Source organism: Pseudomonas sp. GW823-FHT02E01, assembly GCF_058797535.1.
In genome coordinates, this window is the sequence record NZ_JBXAJS010000003.1 from 460076 (window position 1) to 481377 (window position 21302).

Annotated in this window: 20 protein-coding genes and 2 pseudogenes; 13 read left to right on the top strand and 9 right to left on the bottom strand. The window is 55.9% G+C overall.

The genetic code is table 11. The features are described from left to right. Nucleotides 1-187: 187 nt before the first annotated feature. A complete protein-coding gene (locus AC1RDQ_RS09325) occupies nt 188-2311 on the top strand; it encodes a TonB-dependent receptor (protein WP_057714878.1) in 2124 nt (707 codons plus the stop codon). A 113-nt stretch (nt 2312-2424) separates the two neighbouring features. Here AC1RDQ_RS09325 and AC1RDQ_RS09330 read toward each other — a convergent pair whose 3' ends face one another. The 9 genes and pseudogenes from AC1RDQ_RS09330 to AC1RDQ_RS09370 all read right to left on the bottom strand — a co-directional run bounded on the left by AC1RDQ_RS09330 (nt 2425) and on the right by AC1RDQ_RS09370 (nt 9160). Further along, nucleotides 2425-2877 carry a thiol-disulfide oxidoreductase DCC family protein gene (locus tag AC1RDQ_RS09330; protein ID WP_489340585.1) on the bottom strand — a complete coding sequence of 151 codons (453 nt, stop codon included), beginning with the start codon at nt 2875-2877 and terminating at the stop codon, nt 2425-2427. Nucleotides 2878-2988: 111 nt separating this feature from the next. Beyond that, a complete protein-coding gene (locus AC1RDQ_RS09335) occupies nt 2989-3195 on the bottom strand; it encodes a co-regulatory protein PtrA N-terminal domain-containing protein (RefSeq protein WP_223504820.1) in 207 nt (68 codons plus the stop codon). 72 nt (nt 3196-3267) lie between these two features. Beyond that, a complete protein-coding gene (locus tag AC1RDQ_RS09340; protein ID WP_057714875.1) occupies nt 3268-3921 on the bottom strand; it encodes a hypothetical protein in 654 nt (217 codons plus the stop codon). Between the two features lie 277 nt (nt 3922-4198). Further along, a complete protein-coding gene (locus AC1RDQ_RS09345) occupies nt 4199-4477 on the bottom strand; it encodes a DUF2790 domain-containing protein (protein WP_102669614.1) in 279 nt (92 codons plus the stop codon). Between the two features lie 312 nt (nt 4478-4789). Continuing rightward, nucleotides 4790-5125: a hypothetical protein gene (locus AC1RDQ_RS09350; protein WP_407515456.1), complete on the bottom strand. Its 336-nt coding sequence runs from the start codon at nt 5123-5125 to the stop codon at nt 4790-4792. 265 nt (nt 5126-5390) lie between these two features. Then, nucleotides 5391-6365, bottom strand: a pseudogene (locus AC1RDQ_RS09355) (methyl-accepting chemotaxis protein); the annotation flags it as partial. A 288-nt stretch (nt 6366-6653) separates the two neighbouring features. Further along, a pseudogene (locus tag AC1RDQ_RS09360) lies at nt 6654-6956 on the bottom strand (PAS domain-containing protein); the annotation flags it as partial. A 215-nt stretch (nt 6957-7171) separates the two neighbouring features. Next, a complete protein-coding gene (locus AC1RDQ_RS09365) occupies nt 7172-7708 on the bottom strand; it encodes a P-loop NTPase family protein (RefSeq protein WP_090455142.1) in 537 nt (178 codons plus the stop codon). 114 nt (nt 7709-7822) lie between these two features. Beyond that, nucleotides 7823-9160 carry an MFS transporter gene (locus tag AC1RDQ_RS09370; protein WP_218495894.1) on the bottom strand — a complete coding sequence of 446 codons (1338 nt, stop codon included), beginning with the start codon at nt 9158-9160 and terminating at the stop codon, nt 7823-7825. Between the two features lie 228 nt (nt 9161-9388). Here AC1RDQ_RS09370 and AC1RDQ_RS09375 point away from each other — a divergent pair, with 228 nt between their 5' ends. The 12 genes from AC1RDQ_RS09375 to AC1RDQ_RS09430 all read left to right on the top strand — a co-directional run bounded on the left by AC1RDQ_RS09375 (nt 9389) and on the right by AC1RDQ_RS09430 (nt 21248). Continuing rightward, a complete protein-coding gene (locus AC1RDQ_RS09375) occupies nt 9389-9955 on the top strand; it encodes a nucleotidyltransferase family protein (protein WP_057716607.1) in 567 nt (188 codons plus the stop codon). 57 nt (nt 9956-10012) lie between these two features. Next, a complete protein-coding gene (locus tag AC1RDQ_RS09380) occupies nt 10013-10174 on the top strand; it encodes a DUF2986 domain-containing protein (RefSeq protein ID WP_079246754.1) in 162 nt (53 codons plus the stop codon). A gap of 427 nt (nt 10175-10601) precedes the next feature. Beyond that, nucleotides 10602-11288, top strand: a complete 687-nt coding sequence (locus AC1RDQ_RS09385; RefSeq protein ID WP_057714869.1) for a GntR family transcriptional regulator — start codon at nt 10602-10604, stop codon at nt 11286-11288. A 194-nt stretch (nt 11289-11482) separates the two neighbouring features. Beyond that, entirely contained in the window at nt 11483-12331 is an 849-nt protein-coding gene (locus AC1RDQ_RS09390) for a glycine betaine ABC transporter substrate-binding protein (protein WP_154909029.1), read from the top strand. Between the two features lie 78 nt (nt 12332-12409). Further along, nucleotides 12410-13528, top strand: coding sequence for a quaternary amine ABC transporter ATP-binding protein (locus AC1RDQ_RS09395; protein ID WP_057714867.1), 1119 nt, complete (start codon nt 12410-12412; stop codon nt 13526-13528). Beyond that, on the top strand, nt 13525-14373 hold the full coding sequence (locus tag AC1RDQ_RS09400) for an ABC transporter permease (RefSeq protein WP_154909030.1): 849 nt from the start codon (nt 13525-13527) through the stop codon (nt 14371-14373). Before AC1RDQ_RS09395 ends, AC1RDQ_RS09400 begins: the two co-directional genes overlap by 4 nt. After that, entirely contained in the window at nt 14370-15221 is an 852-nt protein-coding gene (locus tag AC1RDQ_RS09405) for an ABC transporter permease (RefSeq protein ID WP_492587030.1), read from the top strand. Before AC1RDQ_RS09400 ends, AC1RDQ_RS09405 begins: the two co-directional genes overlap by 4 nt. A 12-nt stretch (nt 15222-15233) precedes the next feature. Beyond that, nucleotides 15234-16232, top strand: a complete 999-nt coding sequence (locus AC1RDQ_RS09410; protein WP_492587032.1) for a 4-hydroxyproline epimerase — start codon at nt 15234-15236, stop codon at nt 16230-16232. Nucleotides 16233-16344: 112 nt separating this feature from the next. Then, nucleotides 16345-17328, top strand: coding sequence for a GlxA family transcriptional regulator (locus AC1RDQ_RS09415; RefSeq protein ID WP_492587153.1), 984 nt, complete (start codon nt 16345-16347; stop codon nt 17326-17328). A 276-nt stretch (nt 17329-17604) separates the two neighbouring features. Further along, a complete protein-coding gene (locus AC1RDQ_RS09420) occupies nt 17605-18327 on the top strand; it encodes a GntR family transcriptional regulator (RefSeq protein ID WP_090455155.1) in 723 nt (240 codons plus the stop codon). 99 nt (nt 18328-18426) lie between these two features. Further along, on the top strand, nt 18427-19746 hold the full coding sequence (locus tag AC1RDQ_RS09425; RefSeq protein WP_492587034.1) for an NAD(P)/FAD-dependent oxidoreductase: 1320 nt from the start codon (nt 18427-18429) through the stop codon (nt 19744-19746). 170 nt (nt 19747-19916) lie between these two features. Continuing rightward, nucleotides 19917-21248 carry an MFS transporter gene (locus AC1RDQ_RS09430; RefSeq protein WP_218495877.1) on the top strand — a complete coding sequence of 444 codons (1332 nt, stop codon included), beginning with the start codon at nt 19917-19919 and terminating at the stop codon, nt 21246-21248. Nucleotides 21249-21302 lie beyond the last annotated feature (54 nt).

Here is a 21302-nt window from a genome sequence, read left to right on the forward strand (position 1 = left end):
GGATAAGTCATCCACCACAGCGTCAGCGTCTCAATAATATGGCTGCCGAGTACGGCATTGCACTAACGCTTCTGTCGACCGCCCATGAAATTGAGACGATCGTTCTGAGTTGCATATAGGAATGATATGTATTTACTTACAAAAGATGATCGTTATTATTCGCGCGATAATTCAAACAAAGGTGTCCATGGTGGCTCGATCGCGCATTTACCCAGCCTCTCTGTCGTTGCTGGGTGTTCTGGTTGTACCTGAATTACAGGCAGAAACGGAGTCTGCTCTAACCCTACCGGCAACCGCTGTGAACAGTGAGTACAGCGAGCAGAGCTACATGTCGACCGAGAGCAGGAGCGCGCTGAAGATCGACGCCCCTCTGCGAGATATCCCGCAAACCGTCAATGTGATTCCCCAGAGCGTCATCAAGGATCAGGGGGCGCGGTCGATGGAGGACGTGCTGAAGAACGTCCCTGGTATTGGCCTGTCCAATGGTGACGGTCAGCGCGATCAGGTCACCATCCGTGGTTTCAGTGCCATTGGCGACATGTATGTCGACGGCATTCGCGACGATGCGCTGTACTTCCGGGATCTGTCCAACGTCGAGCGGGTGGAAGTGATCAAGGGGCCGGCTGCGGTGCTCTATGGCCGAGGCTCTTCGGGGGGGCTGATCAACAGCATTAGCAAGACACCCAACTTCGCACCCAAGCAGGAGGTCGGCGTCAGTGTCGACAGCGAGGGCGAAAAACGCACTCAGTTCGATGCCGGTTGGGCCGATCAGCAGCAGGGCAATAAAGCCTTTCGTGTGACAGGCGCGCTGGAGAACAGTGACACCTACCGGGATGACGGCTACATCGACCGCAAGGCCATCGCGCCTTCGGCCTACTTCAAGCTCTCGGATGATCTGGAACTGGACCTGGGTGCTACCTATCTGTATGACAAGCGCCTGATTGACTTCGGCATCCCGGCACGAGGCGACCGCCCGGTCGATGTGGACCGCGACAAGCGCTTCGGTGCCGCCGACCCGGATGATGACTACACCCGCAGCGAAGTGTTCTCGTTCACGGCGGGTGTCGACTACCGGATCAACGACGATTTCAGCCTGAGCAATACCAGTCGTTACTACCACTACGACCTGGATCGCAACAACACACTCGCTGACTCCAGCCCGACACGTTTCGTCACTGCTCCCAATGGTGAACTGCTGGTAAAACTCAACCGCGGCAACGTGCAGCGCAAGGAGGACGGGTGGTTCAACCAGACCGAACTCAAGCAGCGCGCCGTGCTTGCCGGGATGAACCATAACCTGCTCTATGGTGTGGAGTTGGGGCGCCAGGTGAAGGACCAGTCCGTATTCAGCCAATCCAATGTGGCCCGGGTGCCGGTGTACCGCGATGCCTTGGTCGACGTGCCGTTCCAGGCCAACCGGCAAACCGCCAAGGGTACCAACACCCAGGACACCGCCGGCTTCTACGTACAGGACCTGATCGAACTGGCGCCACAGTGGAAGGCACTGCTGGGTGTGCGTTACGACGTGTTCGACCAGGAGTACGCCGATGACCTGACGCACAGCGAGCTGTCCCGCACCGATACGACCTGGAGCCCGCGAGTCGGTCTGGTCTACCAGCCTGATCAAGTGCAGTCCTATTACGTCTCGGTGAGCCGCTCCTACCAACCCTCCGCCGAGATGTTCGCCCTGAGCACGACGAACCAGGATCTTGAACCAGAGGAAACCACCAACTTCGAGATCGGCGGCAAGTGGGACCTGCTCGACAATCGCCTGGCGTTGACCGCGGCGCTGTTCCGTCTGGAACGCACCAATATGAAAACCAGCGATCCGGCGAACCCGACCAAACTGGTGCTTGCGGGTGAGCAGCGCACCGACGGTCTTGAGCTGACCGCCAGCGGGCAGTTGAGTGACAAATGGCAGGTCTATGCCGGTTACGCCTTTCTGGATGCCGAAATCACCAAGTCCAACAGCTTTACCAACGGGGTCGCCAACGAAGGGCAGGTGCCCACTCTGACGCCGCGCCACAGCGCCAACCTGTGGTTGGTGCGTTCACTGACGCAAACCTGGCGTGTGGGCATGGGGGCCAACTATGTCGATGATCGCTATACCGCGCTGGATAACAATGTGGTCATGCCGGCTTACACAACCGTGGACGCCGCGCTGCTGTACAACGAGCCGAAATGGGACATGGCCCTGCGTCTGCGCAACGTTTTCGACAAGGACTATTACGCTTCGGCGCATGGCTCAGTGGATCTGATCACACCCGGTGCCCCACGGACGCTGGAGCTGAGCACCAACTATCGCTTCTGAGTACAGACCTGAAGAACGGGCGCCCGGCATTGTCGGGCGTTTGTTTGAGGGGATTGTCTCCTGAAGCGATAGCCGGTTCCTCAGGGCGATCCGGTTAATGCGCATGAGGGCGTTCACAGGGGGGCTTTCAAAAAGCGCTGTTCATGATCAGGGTCCGGCAACAGGCATGTGTCGTATTTCCCGAAGAGCCGATAACGATTAAGCGCAATGCGGTCGTATGCCCAATCCAGAAGCGTGCGAGGAAAGATGCGCAACAGAAGCACGGGGTGCCAGCGTGCGGGCAACTGGGCAATGACTTCGAAATATGCTTGCGAACGCTCCCAGTAGTGTCGGTCGCGGATCACCGCCATGGTGTGGAACTGATCCACGGGCAAACCTGCCCATGCGAGCAGCGCCTGCCCCTCGGGTGACTGAACCGCCGCCAACCGCACGCGCCGCTGGCGGTCATGGCGAATCAAGAATCTCACCCAGCCATTGCATAGCTTGCAGACACCGTCGAACAAGACCACCGTCTCTCCTGGTTTGAGCAACGGCGCAGGTGAGGGGCGGGTTTGCGAGGCTGGCATAAGCGTGGGTCCAAGGGATCTCGGTTAAACCGGCGCTAGCAACACCTTGGGTGCTGCTAGCGAGGCTTGAGGCTGCACATTTCTGTCAGCCGGGGGGACAGGCTACATCGATCAGCTGCTGGTGTGATTGGTAGTCTTGGCTTTGCTTTCAGCGACAGCGGCTTCAGCCTTCTGTTTCTGTGCAACCAGGAAGGCCTCCATCGAGACTTTCCGGGCCGACTCCATGCGATTGAACGTCTTGTCACCACCACCTGTGGCCATCGCCAGAGAAGAAGCGGTCAGAGCGGCGATTACGAAAAGGGCTTTCATGGATTTCATTTGGGTATCCTCAAGTGACATTTTACGAACTGCTAAAAATGGGTTTTTTGGCTAAAGCTGAACTTCCTTGTCTCACCATCCAGCCAGGGCGGCGTTTCCTGGTGACCAGGTGCCTTGGTCCCTACGTGCTTCGGTGTCTCTGCTTTTTGCCCAGGTAGTGAGCAGTACCATCGCTCCGAAACCACCGACGATGAGTACCGGATAGGCTGCCAGCAACTCCACCAGCGAATACTTCCAGGCCAGCGGACGACCAACACCCAGCATGGCGGCATAGAACCACGACACGCCAGAGAGGGCGCCGGAGAACAGCGCCAGCATGCGCAAGCTGAAGGAGAGTTTGAGTAACGAACCGGCTTTTTTCAGCGCCGGCAATACCGCGCTATGCAACAGGAAACCGTTAAAGGTCAACAGCACAACTATGCCGATTTTGGCTTGCAATTTTGGATTGAGGAAATATTCCATCCCCTTGCCGGCATAATCGATCCCGACAATACCAATGCCCGTAATCCAGAGCGCTACAAGTGCAAGCACTACGGTTTTTTGAAGGCTTTCCATGTGCGCGTCATCGTGGTGGCCTGACGCATCTCCCTTCAGGAGTTGCTTGACCATTGCAATGTCGCTGGTCAATACCAGCCCGATTGCTACGCAGCAGGCGATAAGATGAAAATATACAACGCCTAAACGCACATATTCCACGGTGGACGAAGAGAACATACTAAGTTCCATGGTGACCTCTTGGTTTCAATAGTGAATCAACTTGGCTCTATGCACGGCTTGATTGGAACTTACCGTTGCTGACTGCCATTTAGATCCAGCAATTGTTATCAATTAATCTTGCGACATTAAGCCACCAAGATAAAAGTGAGTTTCTCGAATGAACGTCTAGTCATTCGATCATGTCCATTTTCAGGTAACAAAAAACCTCAATCGCACTGAGTGCATGGGAGGTTTAACTTCCGCTTCTGGGGGGGCGGTGAGGCCCGGAATCCGATCGACGAGCGGATCAGGCAATGCTGGTGGGGCTGGCAGGGCTTGCACCCCATTCGAGGAAACGGATCTTGTGAAGCTCACCCTGGCTGTCCAGGTAGACCACAGTCACTGGTACTACGCCGGTCTTGTCGGATGTATCGGTGCGCTGCAGTACCTGTTTCACATCGATGTCCATACCGTAGTGATAATCGACGGCTGAAACATGCGCGCCGGGTTCTTGCAGGTTGTTCTGGTCAAAGACACTGGGTGCGAGACTGGAAATCACGGCACTGACAATTGTGGCCATGCTCATAAGGCTATACCTCCACTGAAGTTCGCTTGACGGGGACCTAATGTGACACGTTGAGTAAGTGAAGTTCACCTTGCCGCGACGAACGTGCCTGCCTGAAAAGCCTGTAGTGGCTGCAAACTCCCGGCAATTCCCCACGCTTGACGCCTCTCGACCATTCGTCCTTTTAACCCCGTATTTGTTGACCAAAGTCCGTTTTTTAACGATGTCATAACATGTCATGATGGATTTTCATGCTGGGTGAATCAGTGATTTGCTGCCTGATGCCAAAGGCAAAAAAGCCCGCTCAATGGCAGGCTTCGTAATCGGCTTTTCCTATAGAGCGTCGCCAAAACCCTTACGGAATTCGTCTTCAAGCTTCTGACAAGTTTCTACGATTATGCTTTTCCCGACTGCAGGGCCGGAGTAGCTGTTTACTTCCTGGCGGCATAGTTCGACGGCATCTCGGGCCTGCATCATTTCCTTGTCTTGCGACCTGTTACTGACAGAAGAGCCGAAAGCCAGGTACAAGGTGATGGCGATAATGGTTCCGATCAGGACCTTGCTGACAGGGCCCATTCTCTTTTCTGACGGTAGTGGCCGCCCAGGCGGGATTTGTATTTTCTGCCTGAGGTCGGATTGGCAGTGCTTGCATAGAATGGCTTCAGCCATGATGACTTCCGCGCAATATGGGCAACTCATTTTTCCAGCCTCCACAGATGAAACTCCTTTTTCAAAACAGGATTCTATCATTGGGACTAGGGGCGTTGAGGGACGCGTCGCTGTTTTCCACTGAATGAATTTGTGGGGGCGCAATGTGACGCCACGCTAAATCGCCCCTACGGTGTCTGGCAAAACAGAGTCCGATATTGAATGAGTGCTTCTGGCCGATGGCTGCCCGTTGTCCGGATGCAAGATGGTCAACAGGCACTAAAGGCTATCGGCTGAAACGTTCGGCCAGGCTGTGCAGATAATCGGCCATGACTTCCAGATCCTGGCTGATCGCCGCGCCTTGCTTGGCCTGCCCGGCACTGTGGTCGCACAGTTGGGCAATCCGGGTGATCTGCTGATTGATATCTTCAGCCACGTGACTTTGTTCTTCAGACGCCGAGGCCATCTGCTGGCTCATGCCGGTTATCCGGGTGACGGCCTGGCTGATGCCGACCAACGCCGACTGCACCGCCTCGACACTTTGCATGCTTTCGCGGGAAATCTGCTCGCCACGATTGGCCGTTGATACGGCGCGATCGGCACCGGCATACAGTGAAGCGATGATGCCGTGGATCTGTTCGGTGGAGGTGCGGGTGCGTTGTGCAAGGGAACGCACCTCGTCGGCAACCACGGCAAAACCGCGACCTTGCTCACCTGCCCGGGCCGCCTCGATGGCCGCATTGAGCGCCAGCAGGTTGGTCTGTTCGGCAATGGAGGTGATGACATCCACGACACTGCCGATCGATTGCGTTTCGCTCGCCAATGCATCGACCGCCTGGCCAATCTCGTTGACCGCCTCATGCATGGTTTTCATGGCGCTCAGGCTTTGCCGGGCCAACTCACTACCGTCACGGGTCAACTGGTCAGCCTCCGACGCGGCATGTGCGGTGCTGATGACGTTCTGCGTGACTTCCTGAATGGTGGCGGCCATCTGTGAAATGGCGGCGGCAGACTGATCGGTTTCACTGCGCTGACGATCAAGCGACTGCGCCTGGGAACCTGAGAGCTCGGATGATTGCGCCGCCTTGGCCTTGACATTGACCCCGGCATCGACGAGCCGGCTCAGGGCTGTCTGCAGGCGCGCTTCCTCACTGACCATGGCCATGTCCAGTTGCCCCTGGGGGCCGTGGTTATCGCTGTAGGTGAGGGCGACCAACGGATCGGAAAAGGCTTTCGGATGCTCGGCCAGGGTACGCTCGATGGCCTTGCGATTTCGGGACTCGATCAGGTACCAGGCAACTCCAAGGCTCGCGATCAGGACCCCTTGTGCCGCGGTTGTCGATAGCCACTGACTACCCAGTAGTGAAACCCCGCCAGCCATCAATAATGGCCACCCCTGTCGCAGTGGCCGGAAAATCCGCGCGCTGCGCGCAATGATCGGCTTGCCGGCCCGCATCCTGGAATAGAGCGCTGATGCCCGGCGGACCTGGTCGCGGCTGGGCACCGAGCGGACCGACTCGTAGCCACTCATGCGTCCGTTTTCATAGATGGGTGTGACATAGGCACTGACCCAATAGAAATCACCATTCTTCGAGCGGTTTTTCACAATACCCATCCAGGGTTTGCCTTGCTTGATGGTGTGCCACATATGCACGAATACCCCGGGTGGCATATCGGGGTGTCGAACCAGGTTATGGGTCTGACCCACCAGTTCGTCGTAGGTGAAACCGCTGATGGCAACAAAGGCGTCGTTGCAGTAAGTGATCCGGCTATCCAGATCGGTCGTGGAGATCAATCGCTGTTCGGTGGGGAAAACTCTTTCATGCTCGGTTACGGGTAAATTCACACGCATACAATGCGACCCCTCGGATTATTATTATGTTGAGCATATAAATCAGAAATGCGCCCAGGCATTGCGCCAGCCGGGCAAGGCGTCAGATCGGGGGATTCAACGCGCGGGCCCGAAGAGAAATTTATGGACGGGGGAGGCTATCGACCATTCATTCGACGACAATTTCTTGTCATTTCATGACAAATCGGCGATATCAATGTGAAATCATGCGCCCTCTATACAGGGCAGGTGCCTGGCATTGCGGGCAAGCCATGGAGAAAGGCGGCAATCTGCTGGCTATTGCACAAATGCACTACAGGAATCCGCGGACCTGTGGTCAGGCGCACCGCCTCGATACCGGGGCGGTAACCCTGATCGAAATTCCACACAAAGTTCAGAAAGGTCAGGAACGCCCGGTCGAGCTTCTCTGGGCAACCGGCTGCAAGGTCAGGGCGAGGGCGCTTGCTGACGCTGCGCATGATCACTCGGGCGAAGCAGGTCAGGCGCGGCGTATCGAGCCAGATGATCAGGTCGGCCCGGGGCAGGCGAAGGTCAAAGGTGCGCCGGGCATAGTTGCCTTCACAAATCCAGGTATCTGCTGCAATCGCGGCGCTGACCCGCGCGCGGAATTGCTCCGCGTCGGGTTCTATCCAGCCGGGCTCCCAGAACAAGGTATCGAGGTGCACCACGGGCAGGCCCAGACGCTTGCCAAGGGCGCGGGCGAGGGTGGATTTGCCGCTACCGGCATTGCCTAGAATTACAATCCGTTGCATGAGTGACGTCCTGTCGCGAAAAAAGCCGGCAATTGTGCAGGGTTTTGACGGCCAGTCAACGGCCGCTTAGGGAGACCTCGATCACCTGACGCCTGGCCGGCTCGTTTCGTGTTTTCAGGCGGATGCGCCCACGCCCTCGGCTTTCTCCTGCGCCGCAACATCATGCAGGGAAATCCTTGAAGTCTCCGGTAATGCCAGCCCGCCCGCCAATGCGAGCAATGCAATCGCAATCAGATAGAACGCTGGCGACAGGTTGCTGCCGGTGGTGCTGATCAGCCACGTTGCGACCAGCGGCGCGGTGCCGCCGAAAAGGGTGTACGCCATGTTGTAGGTGATCGCCGAGGCGGTGTACCGAGTGCGGGTAGGGAAGGTTTCCGAGAGCAAGGCTGCGGTTACCACGCCACACAACACCGCGCCAATCGCCAGGAGCATGACGCCGACGATGGACGCGGCGAACGAGCCGGAGCTGGCCATCAGGAACGATGGATACACGACCAGGATCAACAGCGCGCATGCGGTCATCACCGTGACTCGACGCCCGACCCGGTCCGAATACAGCCCGGCCAGCGGGCAGATCGCCGCAGCGAACAGCAATGCAATCAGTGACACCAGCAACGCTGTTGCGCGACTCAGGCCTCCGGCGACTTGCAGGTAGGTCGCGAAGTAGGTGGTGAACATATAAAACGAAAGTGCCGTGAGTGACACAAAAGCGCCCAGGCAACAGATCGCCGCACCATGGTTGCGCAAGGTTTCCTTGAGTGGAGAATGTGCGACAGCATGTTCCTGAGTCACCGCCTGGAATGCCGGTGTCTCATCGAGCTTCCAGCGCAGGTAAAGACCCACCAGGCCCAAGGGGGCGGCAATCAGGAACGGCAGGCGCCAACCCCAGCTCCCCATTGCTTCGGCCGACAATGATGCCTCGAGCGCGTAGGCCACCACGGCGGCCGCGGCGAAGGCGGAAAATGTCGACACCGGAATGAAGCTGCCGTACCAGGCGCGCTTGTCACTCGGCGCATGTTCCATCAGGTAGGCACAGGCACCTGCGTATTCTCCCCCGGCGGAAAAGCCTTGGGCGCAACGGATCAGGGACAGAAGAATCGGCGCCATGACCCCGATTGCCGCATAAGTGGGCAGCAGGCCGATCAAGGTCGTGGCACCGGCCATCAGCAGGATGGTCATCGCAAGGGTGCGCTTGCGGCCGATCCTGTCGCCCAGCATGCCGAAGAAAATCCCTCCAAGGGGCCGAAACGCAAAGGCCACGGCGAATACCGCAAAGGTCTTGAGCAGCGCGGCACTGGCATCGCCGCTGGGGAAGAATTGCTGGGCGATGGTCGTGGCCAAAAAGCCATACACCGCAAAGTCGAACCACTCGACGAAATTGCCGATGCCGGCAGCCACAATCACTCTTCTCAGTGTTTGTGGGCTGACTTGTTCCGTAGTTGCGTTCGTCATGCTTGACCTCGACAGTTCGTCAGTAAGCTATCGATTATCGTGGCAGGCACTGAGGTGGTTCACTTCAAAAGTGTCACCCACATAGTCAGTACCGACTTCAGGCCATTGCATCAGGCATGATTCGCGCCAGATTGGCCGAGGGAGAGGAAAGGGCGACTTTTTTGCAAATTTGAACAGCGTTGAGGGTATTGTCGGTCGCCGGGATTAGATCAATCAGAAGGGATGAAGATGACATTGACTGTCGAAAGCCTGGTCAGGATCGCAATGACCAATCCGGTAAACGCAGAGATTTCCGCTCGTTTGCCGGAGCTCGGTTTGAACCAGTGCATGCTAACGGCCGGCTGCCTGTTCCAGGCCGTCTGGAATCAACAGGCACAGCGACCGCCAGAGTGGGGCGTGAAGGATTACGACGTCTTTTACTTCGATGATGACCTGTCATGGGAAGCTGAGAATGAGGTCATCGAATCAGGTCAGCGTCTGTTCCAGGACCTCGACGTGAACATTGAGATCAAGAATCAGGCCCGCGTCCACCTGTGGTACCGCCAGCGCTTTGGCGGGGATTATCCAAGGCTTCAGTCGGCTAAAGACGGGATAGATCGCTACCTGATTGCCGGCACCTGCATTGGTCTGGATATCGAAACGGGTGAGGTCTATGCGCCCAACGGCCTGGCCGACACCGAGCACGGGCTACTTCGAATCAACCCAAAGAATCTCAAGCCAGAGCTGTTCGATCAGAAGGCGAGAAGTTATCAGGCTCGCTGGCCCTGGCTCAGGATCGTGGAACAGCAACGTTGAATCGGTTAAATGTCTCAAGCTGATATCATTCAAGAATTACAGGCTGAGTAGAACAACATGAACCGTCAAAAGAAACTAAAGCAACTGTTCAAGGCTAAGGCCAAAAAGGCCAGTGCCAAACTGGCACCGAAGAGCAAGCCTAAATACATTTGTAAAGCGGACCGATTGAAGCTGGCGGCAGAAACCGTTGGCGAGTCAACGATCGCCTCTGAGAGCTGATTCAGGTCGGACCGCGTAGACGTGGTCGACCCCTTCCTTCAAGTCGAAGCCGCTTCGCGGCTTTGAATGACCAGATCCCCCCTCGCTACATTTCTCGAACATTGCCCTGTTTGTCATGTCGGCAGCATGTCGTTTGCGGTCTTGAAAACGGCGCCGTCGGACATCCGACCCAGCCAGGTGCCCGATCCCGAGGCCGAAGGGCCGTTCAATTTGCGACAGGTTACATTTCTGTTAACGACCCTATGATTTCGGTTTTAAATTTTATCTATCTGATTTATAAGGAAATAATCTATTTCCTATGTGTGTTCTTACAGTATTTTCTGTGTATACATAAAAAATACAAATCATTGACGACACCCGAAACCCGTGCGAATCTGAATTCAACAACAAGCCGTAACCGCTGATTTGACTGCCTCGGGAGGTCATTGTGAAAAACGGCAAGAGCACTCTTTATGACGACCTCAAGCGTCAGATCCTCACGATGGAGCTCGATCCTGACGAGGCGCTGGATGAGGTTGCCATCAGCGAACGGTACGGGCTTTCGAGAACCCCGGTACGGGAAGTATTTCGACGTCTTGCCGGTGAGGGGTACATCGATATCAGGGAGAACCGCGGTGCCCGGGTGATTCCCATGAACCACTCGACACTGCGAAATTTTTTCCTGGTGGCTCCCATGGTGTACGCCGCGATAGGTCGCCTGGCCGTTCAGAATTTCAAGGCTCAGCAGCTGGTTGACCTGAAGGAAACGCAACGCCGTTTCCGTGCTGCGACGGTGTCCCGTGATGCCCTGATGATGGTGGTGGAAAACAATCGATTCCACGCAATCATGGGTGAAATGTCGGGCAATCAGTACCTTGAGCCCAGCCTCGAAAGACTGCTGATTGATCACGCACGGATTGGTCATACATTTTTCCGCCCTCGCGATGAGGACATGGAACAACGGCTACAGCTTTCCGCAGAGCACCACGATTCTTTTATTGAAGCCATTGAGCGTCGTGACGAGAGCGCTGTAGTTGACCTGGTCTTTGAGCATTGGGAGCTCTCCCGCGAGAACATGGAAATGTTTATCGCGCCCAATGGAATGAAGGCAGACCTGCCAACTCCATTTAAATAATACCGGTCCTCGCTTAATTGGCATGAGGATCGATACGAGTTGATGTCGCAGAAACGGCGGCATTGAATATCAATCCGGATACGGATTGATAGGCAACAACAACTGAAACAGATGGTGAGCTTATAGCTGTGCACCACGGGCCTCTATTGTTTAGAGACTAATATAAAAAGTATTAACGTAGATCGAGGAACGCCATGAAGAAGATTTGGAAGGCAGTCTGCGCGGTCGCGATGATGGGCATGGTAATGCTGCCTGTTCACGCGGAAGAAAAAACAATCACCATGGGCACGTTGACCTGGGAAGACTTGACCCCCATTACCGGTATTACCAAAAAGGTGCTTGAGGATTCCGGTTATAGCGTAAAAGTCATCGAGTTTTCCGAGTGGGGTATCGCTTATGCCGCTCTGACCAAAGGTGATATCCAGGTACTTGCCTCACAAACCGACTACGCGGCGAATGACTACTGGAACAAAAACAAGAACCGCCTGGAAAAACTATCCCCGGTTTCCTACGGCCTTTACCAGGCGATCGCCGTACCTAAATACGTCGACATCGACTCAATCGAACAACTCAATGACAACGCCGAGAAATTCGGCAACAAGATCATCGGTATCGAACCAGGTTCGGGCTTGATGAATGACGCGAGCAAGGCGGTCAAGGACTACGGCATCAAGTTGCAACTGCTCGAAGGCAGTACCGCTGCCATGACAGCCGCATTGAAATCGGCAGTCGATCGTAAAGAGTGGGTTGCCGTCACTGTGTGGGAGCCTTCATGGATGGCGCAGAAGTTCGACCTGAAGTTCCTCAAGGATCCAAAGGGTGTGTTCCCACCGCCACAAGGTTACTACTGGATTGGCCACAAGGATTTCTCAAAGGAAAACCCACGTGCACGTGAAGTAATGGCCAGCGTATACGTGCCGATTTCAGATATCACGGCAATAAACGGTGAAGTAAAGGACGGCAAGACCATGGAGCAAGCCATTCAAGGCTGGACTGATGGGCACGCTGACCTGTTGAAGCGCTGGGAAAACATAAAGAAATAACGAGCATCTTTTTAAACGCCACTGCCGCCCTTTGATTCATTAGAAAAACCAGAAAAACTGGTTCGACGGGTACGAAAAATGACAACGCCCAACATTGATACCAACGAAGTGCTGATAGATTGCCAGTCAGTCTGGAAAATCTTCGGGAAAGCCGCACCTGCTGCGATGAATGCCGTCGTTCAGCAGGGGCTCACCAAGACTCAGATCCTGCAAAACTACGGCTGCGTGGTCGGGGTCTCGGATGTCAGTCTCCAGGTTCGCCGGGGAGAGATCTTCTGCATCATGGGATTGTCAGGCAGTGGCAAATCTACGCTGATAAGGCTGTTGAACAAACTCATCACACCCAGCGCCGGCAAGATCGTAGTCAAGGGCAAAGAACTCTCGTCGTTGAATGCCGCACAACTGCGTGAGGTGAGGGCACGTCATATCGGGATGGTTTTTCAGAGCGTTGCGTTGCTGCCTAACCGTACGGTTCTGGAGAACACGGCGTTTGGACTGGAAGTACAAGGCGTGGGCAAGGCCGAGCGCTACAAGGTTGCCGAGCAGGCCTTGGCCAAAGTCGGGTTGAGCGACTGGATGTCGCGCTACCCCAGTGAATTGTCCGGGGGCATGCAACAACGGGTAGGGCTTGCCCGGGCAATTACCGCAGACCCGGAAGTGATCCTGATGGATGAGCCTTTCAGTGCGCTCGACCCGTTGATTCGCCGGCAGTTGCAGGATGAGTTCCGCCAACTGACCAAGGAACTGGGCAAGTCTGCTGTATTCATCACTCACGATCTGGACGAAGCGATTCGTATCGGCGACCGGATCGCGATCATGAAGGACGGCGCGATCATTCAGGTGGGAACTGCCGAGGAGATCGTCCTCAACCCCGCGGACGATTACGTCGCGGAATTTGTCGCCGGTATCTCCAGGTTGCATCTGGTCAGGGCAAACTCCGTCATGACGCCCGTGGAGTCATTCAAGGTAGCAAACCCCGGCTGCGACATCGCCCGGCTCATCAAAACCTCAGTCGATGCGGATATCAACGAGCTTATCGGCTTGACGATGAAGTCCGAGCGCGACGCACTCGCTGTGGTTGATAACGGAGTGGTAGTGGGGATCATTACGCCCCGTGATTTGCTGCGTGGCGTCCAAGGTATTCCAAACGAGTTCGCGGTATCGAAGGCCGCCACTGCACTGGAGGCCTCAACATGAGCACGCCTGACTTTTCCAACCAATTCGATTCGGTCGTCGACTCGAGCCTTGAATGGCTAATGGACAATGGAGAGTCCGTGTTCGACACGACCAATGCGTTTTTGAAGGGCGTTTACGAAGGCGTGCAGTGGTGCATCGCCTACCCACCTTACTACGTCATTGCGATAGCCATTGCCCTGATCGGCTGGCGGGCTGTCGGTTTGCGTTTCGCGATCCTCACCGGGCTGGCCTTGTTGTTTTGTGATGTCATTGGTTTATGGCCAGAAACAGTCAGCACGCTTGCCCTGGTGCTGACATCTACCGTGCTTGCCTTGGTGGTGGCGATACCACTGGGCGTGCTGGCGGGGCTCGCGCCTTCATTTGATCGGGTCGTGGATCCGTTCCTGGATCTGATCCAGACCATGCCACCCTACATCTACTTGCTGCCGGCCATTGCGCTGCTGGGCTATGGCACGGCCACGGCACTGTTGGCGACCTTCATTGTTGCTGTGCCACCTGCCATGCGCCTGACCTCCCTGGGGATTCGCATGACGCCAAAAGAGTTCATCGAACTGGGGGACGCCAGCGGCGTCACCGGATGGCAGATGTTCTTCAAGATCCGCCTGCCGTTTGCCATGCCAAGCATCATGGCCGGGGTCAATCAAAGTCTGATGATGGCCTTCGGCATGGTGGTCATTGCCGGCATCGTCGGTTCCGGCGGTCTGGGTGAATCGATCTATGGCGCTGTTCGCACGCTGGACATCGCCAAGTCGATCAACGCAGCCATTGCCATCGTGATTTTGACCATGATTCTGGATCGATTGGCGCAGAGCGCCGCACGTTCCCGGATGGGAGAATCGAAATGAGTTCAGCAGAAATCCATTTTTCACCAGGCGCATTTCTCGCACCCGCCGTCGATTGGCTCAACGCCAATTTGCATGGGCTGTTCAAAGTCATCAGTCAGGTGATCGAGGCGGTGCTGGGCGGCGTTGAGGGTGCATTGCTTGCGCCGCATCCCTATGCCCTGATCGGTGGGGTAGTGGTGTTGGCATTGTTTTTTGCCAACAAGAAAGTGGCCCTGTTTGCCGGGTTGATGTTGGCATTCTGCCTGTTCTCCGGGCTGTGGGTCGCGTCCATGCAGACCATTGCCCTGGTCTCGGTTGCGGTGCTGATTTCGGTATCCATCGCCTTTCCGCTCGGCATTCTGGCAGCACGGGTGAAGCGGGTCGACGAGGCGTTCTTGCCGATCCTCAACATCATGCAAACCGTACCGCCTTGGGTTTACCTGATCCCGGCCGTGATGCTGTTTAGCCTGGGACGGGTGCCCGCGATCATTGCGACCATCGTCTACGGCATTCCACCGATGCTCAGATTGACGACCCTTGCCTTCAAGCAACTGCCCAAGGAGTTCCTTGAACTGGGCCAGGCCATCGGTGCTTCGCCGAGGGCGATACTGTTCAAGATCGAATTGCCGACTGCCGCGCCGACGCTGTTGGTGGGACTGAACCAATGCATCCTCCTGTCGCTGGCAATGGTGGTGTTGGCAGGCCTGGTGGGGGCGGGTGGACTGGGTGCTGAAGTCACCCGAGGCCTCACAAGGATGGAGATGGGGTTGGGCCTGCGTGCCGGCCTGGCGATCGTCGCTGTCGCACTCCTTCTGGATCGGCTGTCTCGCGGCGCGTTGCAGCGTCACTCCCCGCGCAAACTCGTGTAAGAGATTTCCAGAATGAGACGTAGTTTTTTTTGTGTTGATTCCCATGCGTGCGGGAACCCGGTTCGCGTCGTCACGGGTGGCGGGCCATTGCTGCCATCCGTGTCGATGGCGGAGCGACGCGAAATATTCGTTCGCGATCATGACTGGGTACGCACAGCGTTGATGTTTGAGCCGCGAGGGCACGACATCATGTCCGGCGTGATCATCTATCCATCCTCCCGCGAGGATTGCGACTTCGGTGCCCTGTTTATCGAGGTTAGCGGGTGCCTGCCGATGTGCGGGGCGGGCACCATCGGATTATCTACCGTCGTCATCGAAGAAGGCCTGGTCATGCCTCGCGAACCTGGTCGGCTGGCCATCGAGACACCGGCAGGTCGCGTGGATGTCGACTACACCATGAACGGTGAGTATGTTGACTCCATCCGCCTGTTTAACGTCGCCAGTTATCTGCACAGCGCCGATGTGGTGGTGGATGTGCCTGGTGTTGGCGAGCTTGTCGTAGACATTGCCTACGGCGGCAATTTTTATGCGGTGGTCGAGCCGCAGGAAAACTGGCCGGGTTTGAACGGATTGACCACGGCAGACATCGTCAGCCTGAGTCAGAAGCTGCGCGCCGCCTTGGCTGAAGTCAGTGACCCCGTGCATCCAGAGAACAGCAGAATCAGTGGCGTTCACCATGTCATCTGGTGTGACGAGGAACACTCGACGGCAGCAGACGGGCGCGGTGCAGTATTCTACGGTGACAAGGCGATTGATCGCTCGCCCGGTGGCACAGGTACTTCGGCACGAATGGCGCAACTGTTTGGCAAAGGACGGTTGAAGGTCGGGGACACGTACCGCAACGAAAGCCTGATCGGTACGATCTTCGAAGGAAAAGTCGAAGCGTCGGTGAAAGTGGGAACGTTTGACGGTATCAGGCCAAGTATCGGTGGCTGGGCGCAGATCACCGGACACAACACCATTTTTGTGGATGACAAAGATCCCCTTCGTCATGGCTTTCAACTTGCTTGACCCGGCAGGAGTGGCGTCAGGATGATGGGCTTCTCAACGCTACAAATGACGCATTCTCGAACGTAATAGAGTGGATCGAAGATTGATCGAAAGACGCCAGTTTAGCGGAGGCATGAAGGGGAAGAATCTTCGCTATGTGAATGACAACCCCAACCAGCCGACGCAAATGGTTCGAGCCGGATTCCTGTTGCTCGAACATTTCTCTTTACCTGCGTTCACCCAGGCGCTGGATACGATTGTCACCGCGAATCTACTGCGTCCCAAGCTGTTCTCGTCCCAGACGTTCGGCTTGAACGACGGGGAGGTCATCAGTGACCTGGGCCTGGTCATCCGGCCAGATGCCCGTATCAATTGTTCGGTACTTCAAGACCTGGATCTGCTGGTGATTTGTGGCGGCTACAGGACAGAGCTGAGAGCGTCCGAAGAGTTCATCCAATTACTGAAGACTGCTGCAGGGCTGGGCATCACGCTCGCCGGATTGTGGAATGGCGCATGGTTCCTGGGGCGCGCCGGATTGCTCACGGGTTACCGTTGCGCCATACATCCTGAGCACCGTCCCGCACTCGCCGAGTTCTGCAAGGCGACACAGGTCAGCAGTGAGCCCTATGTGATTGATCGAGACCGGCTTACAGCCTCCAGTCCCTCCGGGGCATTCCACATGGCGCTGGACTGGATCAAGGGGCTGCACGACAAAGCGCTGGTCGAAGGCATCGAGGACATTCTTGCTTTTGAAGAGTCTCGCTACCGGCGCATCAAGCCGACAGAAAACATCTGTTTGAGTGCGCCGCTACGGGAGGTGGTCAAGCTGATGGATGCCAACCTCGAAGAGCCCCTGGAACTGGAGCAACTGGCGGCCTACGCCGGCCGCTCACGCCGGCAACTCGAACGCCTGTTCAGGGAGCAGTTGGGCACTACACCGCAACGCTATTACCTGGAGTTGCGCATCACCGAAGCGCGTCGGCTCCTGCAGCACACGGAGCTCTCCCAGGTCGATGTGCTGGTTGCCTGTGGCTTTGTTTCACCCAGCCATTTCAGCAAGTGTTACAGCTCCTACTTTGGCTATCGCCCGTCGAAGGAAGTTCGTCTGGTCAAGTAAAGAAACCCCATTGATTTGATGCTCACGGCGCTCTCCATCCGCCATTTATGAGTCGAGTGCGCTCAGGGTATGCCTGGGCGTGCCAATGCCTGTTTTTGCCAAAATCCGGCGCCCTGACGCCACCCTAAATCCGCCTCCCAAAAACCACCCGTCGATTCGGGATGAAGGCTGTTTTGAATGTGTATTTTAATTGTAGACACAAAGAATTACGTTGTTTTATAGTGAGAATACAGGTAGTAGACAGCGTTCACTCACCCGTACAAAGGTTTCTAATAAATGGCTACCAAAGAACTCGATCTGCAAGCCACCGCGGATCTGCCCGTTGACCGTAAAGCTGTGCTGGGAGAGGCGTTGCGTCGCCGGATCCTGAGCATGGAGCTGGCACCTGGCGCAGTCGTTGACGAACTGGCCTTGTGCGACGAGTTCGGCCTTTCCCGACCACCTGTGCGCGAACTCATGCGGCAGATGGCGGCCGAGGGATACATCGATCTTGAGGCGAACCGTGCCGCCCGCGTGTCGTCGATGAGCTACCAGTCGCTCAGAAGCTTTTTCCTGGCAGCCCCGTTGATTTACATCGCCACCACCCAATTGGCGGCCGCCCATGCAACGCCATCGGAGATTGCAGAGCTCAAGCGCATCCAGGCGTTCTTCCGCACGGCCATCGAAGAGAAAGATGTAGAGAAGCGAGTGCTCTACAACGACGAGTTCCATCTGCAGATCGGCAAGATGGCTCACAACGCTTACTTGATGCCAAGCCTGCAACGCCTGCTGATCGACCATGCGCGGCTGGGGAAGATCTTCTATCGCCATCCCACGACAGTGGACATGCAAGAAGACCTGGAAGTGGCGGCGCAACAACATGACGAAATGATCAGTGCCATTGAAAACCATGATCAGGTTCTGGCGGGAGATATCGTGCGCGCGCATCTGGAATTGTCGCGACGTCGTATGTCCGAGTACGCCGCGCCGGAAGGGTTGGATGTGGCACTTACCTACTAAAAAGCAGTACCGATGCCACTTGCATGAACCGTGTGACGAGAACGTGCAGAAGGGACGCTTTTAGTAACTACAAATACAAAAGAGCCCAGGTCGCGAAAAATGGCAAAAATCAGATACACACCTGCAGATGACTCTACATGCGGCTGGTTCCACCTTAGCCAGCCGAGAGTGGCCCGTGCGCCCCACTCGGGCATCCGCTCGGCCCGTTGGGTCGTGCTGGGTGCCGGGTTTACCGGGCTTGCGGCAGCTCGGCAACTGGCGCTGAATTTTCCGGATGACGAGATTGTCCTGATCGAGGCCCAGGAGGTCGGTTACGGGGCCTCCGGCAGAAATGCCGGCTTCGCCATCGACCTGCCACACGATATCGGTGCCGATGACTATATCGGCGATATCGAGACGGCAAAAATCAGTATGGCGTTGAACCTGACAGGGCAACACATTCTGAAGAGCCTCGTGGAAAAACACCGGATCGACTGTCAGTTGCGCATGTGCGGGAAGTATCAGGCGGCCATTGAAGACCGGGGTATCTCTGTTCTGGATGCTTATCGCCGTGGGCTGGACAAACTCGGTCAAGAATACGAAATGATCGAAGAGAAGGACTTGCCGGATCACATCGGCACGCCTTTCTATCGCAAGGCACTGTTCACCCCGGGCACGGCACTCATCCAGCCGGCCGCCTTGGTAAAGGGCTTGGCCGACAGCCTGCCGGCCAACGTGACGCTTTATGAAAATACGCCGATTACCGACGTGGAGTACGGCGACAAAACCATCCTCACCCATAAGAACGGTCGTATTGTTGCGGACAAGTTGCTGCTGACCAATAACGCGTTCGCCATGAGCTTCGGTTTTTTGAAAGGGCGCATGCTGCCGATCTTTACGTACGCAAGCCTGACCCGGCAGCTGACGGAAGATGAGCAGGCACGCTTGGGAGGTCGGCCTTATTGGGGTGTTATTCCTGCCGATCCTTTCGGCACTACATTGCGCCGGACAACGGATAACCGCCTGTTGGTGCGCAACAGCTTCAGCTTCAATACCGATGGACGCAGCCATCAGAAATACCTGGAGCGGTTTATCCAGCGACACAAGGATTCGTTTGATCGCAGATTCCCCATGCTCCCCGATGTCAATTTCGAATACACCTGGGGCGGGTCGCTAGCGTTGTCGCGCAACCACATGGCGCACTTCGGGCAACTGGCCAACAACGTCTATGGTGCACTGTGCTGCAATGGACTGGGCGTGACCCGTGGCACGGTGACAGGCACCTTGCTGGCAGACTGGCTGGCAGGCAAGAAGGACCCACTGATCGATTTTCTGTTGTCGTCCCCAGGACCTAACAGAAACCCACCGGAACCCTTACTTTCAGCAGGCGTGAATATGAACTTGCTATGGGGACAGTGCCGGGCAGGGAAAGAAAGCTGATTTCGCAACTCTGACAGGCAAGTTAAACGTTAAGTAATTGGTTAGAAGTTTTTAGCTTATTGGTTAGTCCATTAAGGCTGATGGTTTCTTATCGAGGCGGCTTTGATTCGCCCGGATTTTGGGCTTGCGCTTCAGCCCTCTGAATGACCGAAGCGGAATAGGAGACAATAATGACAAGTCCTAATACCTCTATTGAGGATGTTCCTCTCAATAATTTCCATCGTTTACTGACCGCCCGCTCCGGGGGCGGGTCATTTGTAGACGGTTATGTACTGAGCATTATCGGTATAGCGATGATGCAAATAACATCCGCCCTGAACTTGTCGGAGTTCTGGCAAGGAATGATTGCCGCATCGGCACTCATGGGGGTGTTTTTTGGCGGTTTCATCGGTGGCTGGTTGACCGACAGGCTGGGTCGCAAAAAGGTTTATTTCGTTGGGCCTACGCTGTTCATCGTTTGTTCGTTGGCACAGTTCTGGGTTGAGTCAGCACCGGTATTGTTCGCCCTCAGATTTATCATCGGTCTGGCGGTGGGCATTGAGTATCCAGTGGCCACGTCGTTGTTGGTCGAGTTCCTGCCGAAGAAACAACGCGGCCCCAGGCTCGCGGCGCTGACCATCCTGTGGTTTGCCGGTGCGGCATTTGCCTACGTTGTCGGTACTTCAATCCTCAATGTGGGCGGAGATGACGCCTGGCGTTATGCGCTGGCGAGTGCCTCCGTCATCGGGCTGTTGCTGCTATTGCTGCGTGTCGGCACCCCGGAGTCCGCGCGCTGGCTCTTGAGCAAGGGGCGCGAGGCTGATGCAGAGCGCGTGATCAAGCATGTGTACGGTCAGCACTATTCGCTTCGCGATCTCCCTGAGGAGCCAGACCAGAAAAAAACGTCATTCCTGGATTTGCTTCATTCCGGATATGGGAAACGGTTGTTCTTTGTTTCCGTCTTTTGGTCATGCTCGATCATTCCTGTTTTTGCAGTCTATGCGTTCGCCCCCAAGGTTCTCCTGGCGTTGAATTTGAAAGGGGAGTGGGCCTCATACGGCTCCATGATCATCACGATGCTGTTTGTGGTCGGTTGTGTACTTGCGACAAGGCTGATCAACACGATTGGCCGGCGCTGCATGCTTATTCACAGCTTTCTATGGTCGGGCCTGGCGCTGTTGGGCTTGGCGACTTTTTCACACAGCAATGAAGTACTGGTGCTCTTCCTGTTCGGTGCCTACGCGGTATTTATCGGTGGAGCACAAGTTCTGCAGCTTGTTTATCCGAACGAGTTGTTCCCTACAGAGGTTCGCGCATTTGCGGTAGGCATCGGAACTTCCCTTTCCCGAGTGGGAGCAGCGGTTGGCACTTACCTGGTACCTGTTTCGCTACAGACCCTGGGTATCGGCAACACGATGTATGTGGCCGCCGTGGTCACCTTTATCGGGCTGATGGCAGCTTGGGCCATGGCACCTGAAACACGTTCGTTGAACTTGCGCGACGCAGCGGCGCTGAGCAGTTGAGAAGCTGCAACTGAGCCGTAAGCGATGAGTTGTCCCTGATAAATGGCGGTGGAC

Coding starts and splice junctions, on each gene's coding strand:
- AC1RDQ_RS09405 (WP_492587030.1), top strand. CDS start 14,370: ATGAGTTCAGCAGAAATCCATTTTTCACCAGGCGCATTTCTCGCACCC.
- AC1RDQ_RS09375 (WP_057716607.1), top strand. CDS start 9,389: ATGACATTGACTGTCGAAAGCCTGGTCAGGATCGCAATGACCAATCCG.
- AC1RDQ_RS09400 (WP_154909030.1), top strand. CDS start 13,525: ATGAGCACGCCTGACTTTTCCAACCAATTCGATTCGGTCGTCGACTCG.
- AC1RDQ_RS09325 (WP_057714878.1), top strand. CDS start 188: ATGGTGGCTCGATCGCGCATTTACCCAGCCTCTCTGTCGTTGCTGGGT.
- AC1RDQ_RS09390 (WP_154909029.1), top strand. CDS start 11,483: ATGAAGAAGATTTGGAAGGCAGTCTGCGCGGTCGCGATGATGGGCATG.
- AC1RDQ_RS09345 (WP_102669614.1), bottom strand. CDS start 4,477: ATGAGCATGGCCACAATTGTCAGTGCCGTGATTTCCAGTCTCGCACCC.
- AC1RDQ_RS09425 (WP_492587034.1), top strand. CDS start 18,427: ATGGCAAAAATCAGATACACACCTGCAGATGACTCTACATGCGGCTGG.
- AC1RDQ_RS09430 (WP_218495877.1), top strand. CDS start 19,917: ATGACAAGTCCTAATACCTCTATTGAGGATGTTCCTCTCAATAATTTC.
- AC1RDQ_RS09395 (WP_057714867.1), top strand. CDS start 12,410: ATGACAACGCCCAACATTGATACCAACGAAGTGCTGATAGATTGCCAG.
- AC1RDQ_RS09420 (WP_090455155.1), top strand. CDS start 17,605: ATGGCTACCAAAGAACTCGATCTGCAAGCCACCGCGGATCTGCCCGTT.
- AC1RDQ_RS09350 (WP_407515456.1), bottom strand. CDS start 5,125: ATGGCTGAAGCCATTCTATGCAAGCACTGCCAATCCGACCTCAGGCAG.
- AC1RDQ_RS09410 (WP_492587032.1), top strand. CDS start 15,234: ATGAGACGTAGTTTTTTTTGTGTTGATTCCCATGCGTGCGGGAACCCG.
- AC1RDQ_RS09330 (WP_489340585.1), bottom strand. CDS start 2,877: ATGCCAGCCTCGCAAACCCGCCCCTCACCTGCGCCGTTGCTCAAACCA.
- AC1RDQ_RS09370 (WP_218495894.1), bottom strand. CDS start 9,160: ATGACGAACGCAACTACGGAACAAGTCAGCCCACAAACACTGAGAAGA.
- AC1RDQ_RS09340 (WP_057714875.1), bottom strand. CDS start 3,921: ATGGAACTTAGTATGTTCTCTTCGTCCACCGTGGAATATGTGCGTTTA.
- AC1RDQ_RS09380 (WP_079246754.1), top strand. CDS start 10,013: ATGAACCGTCAAAAGAAACTAAAGCAACTGTTCAAGGCTAAGGCCAAA.
- AC1RDQ_RS09335 (WP_223504820.1), bottom strand. CDS start 3,195: ATGAAATCCATGAAAGCCCTTTTCGTAATCGCCGCTCTGACCGCTTCT.
- AC1RDQ_RS09415 (WP_492587153.1), top strand. CDS start 16,345: ATGAAGGGGAAGAATCTTCGCTATGTGAATGACAACCCCAACCAGCCG.
- AC1RDQ_RS09365 (WP_090455142.1), bottom strand. CDS start 7,708: ATGCAACGGATTGTAATTCTAGGCAATGCCGGTAGCGGCAAATCCACC.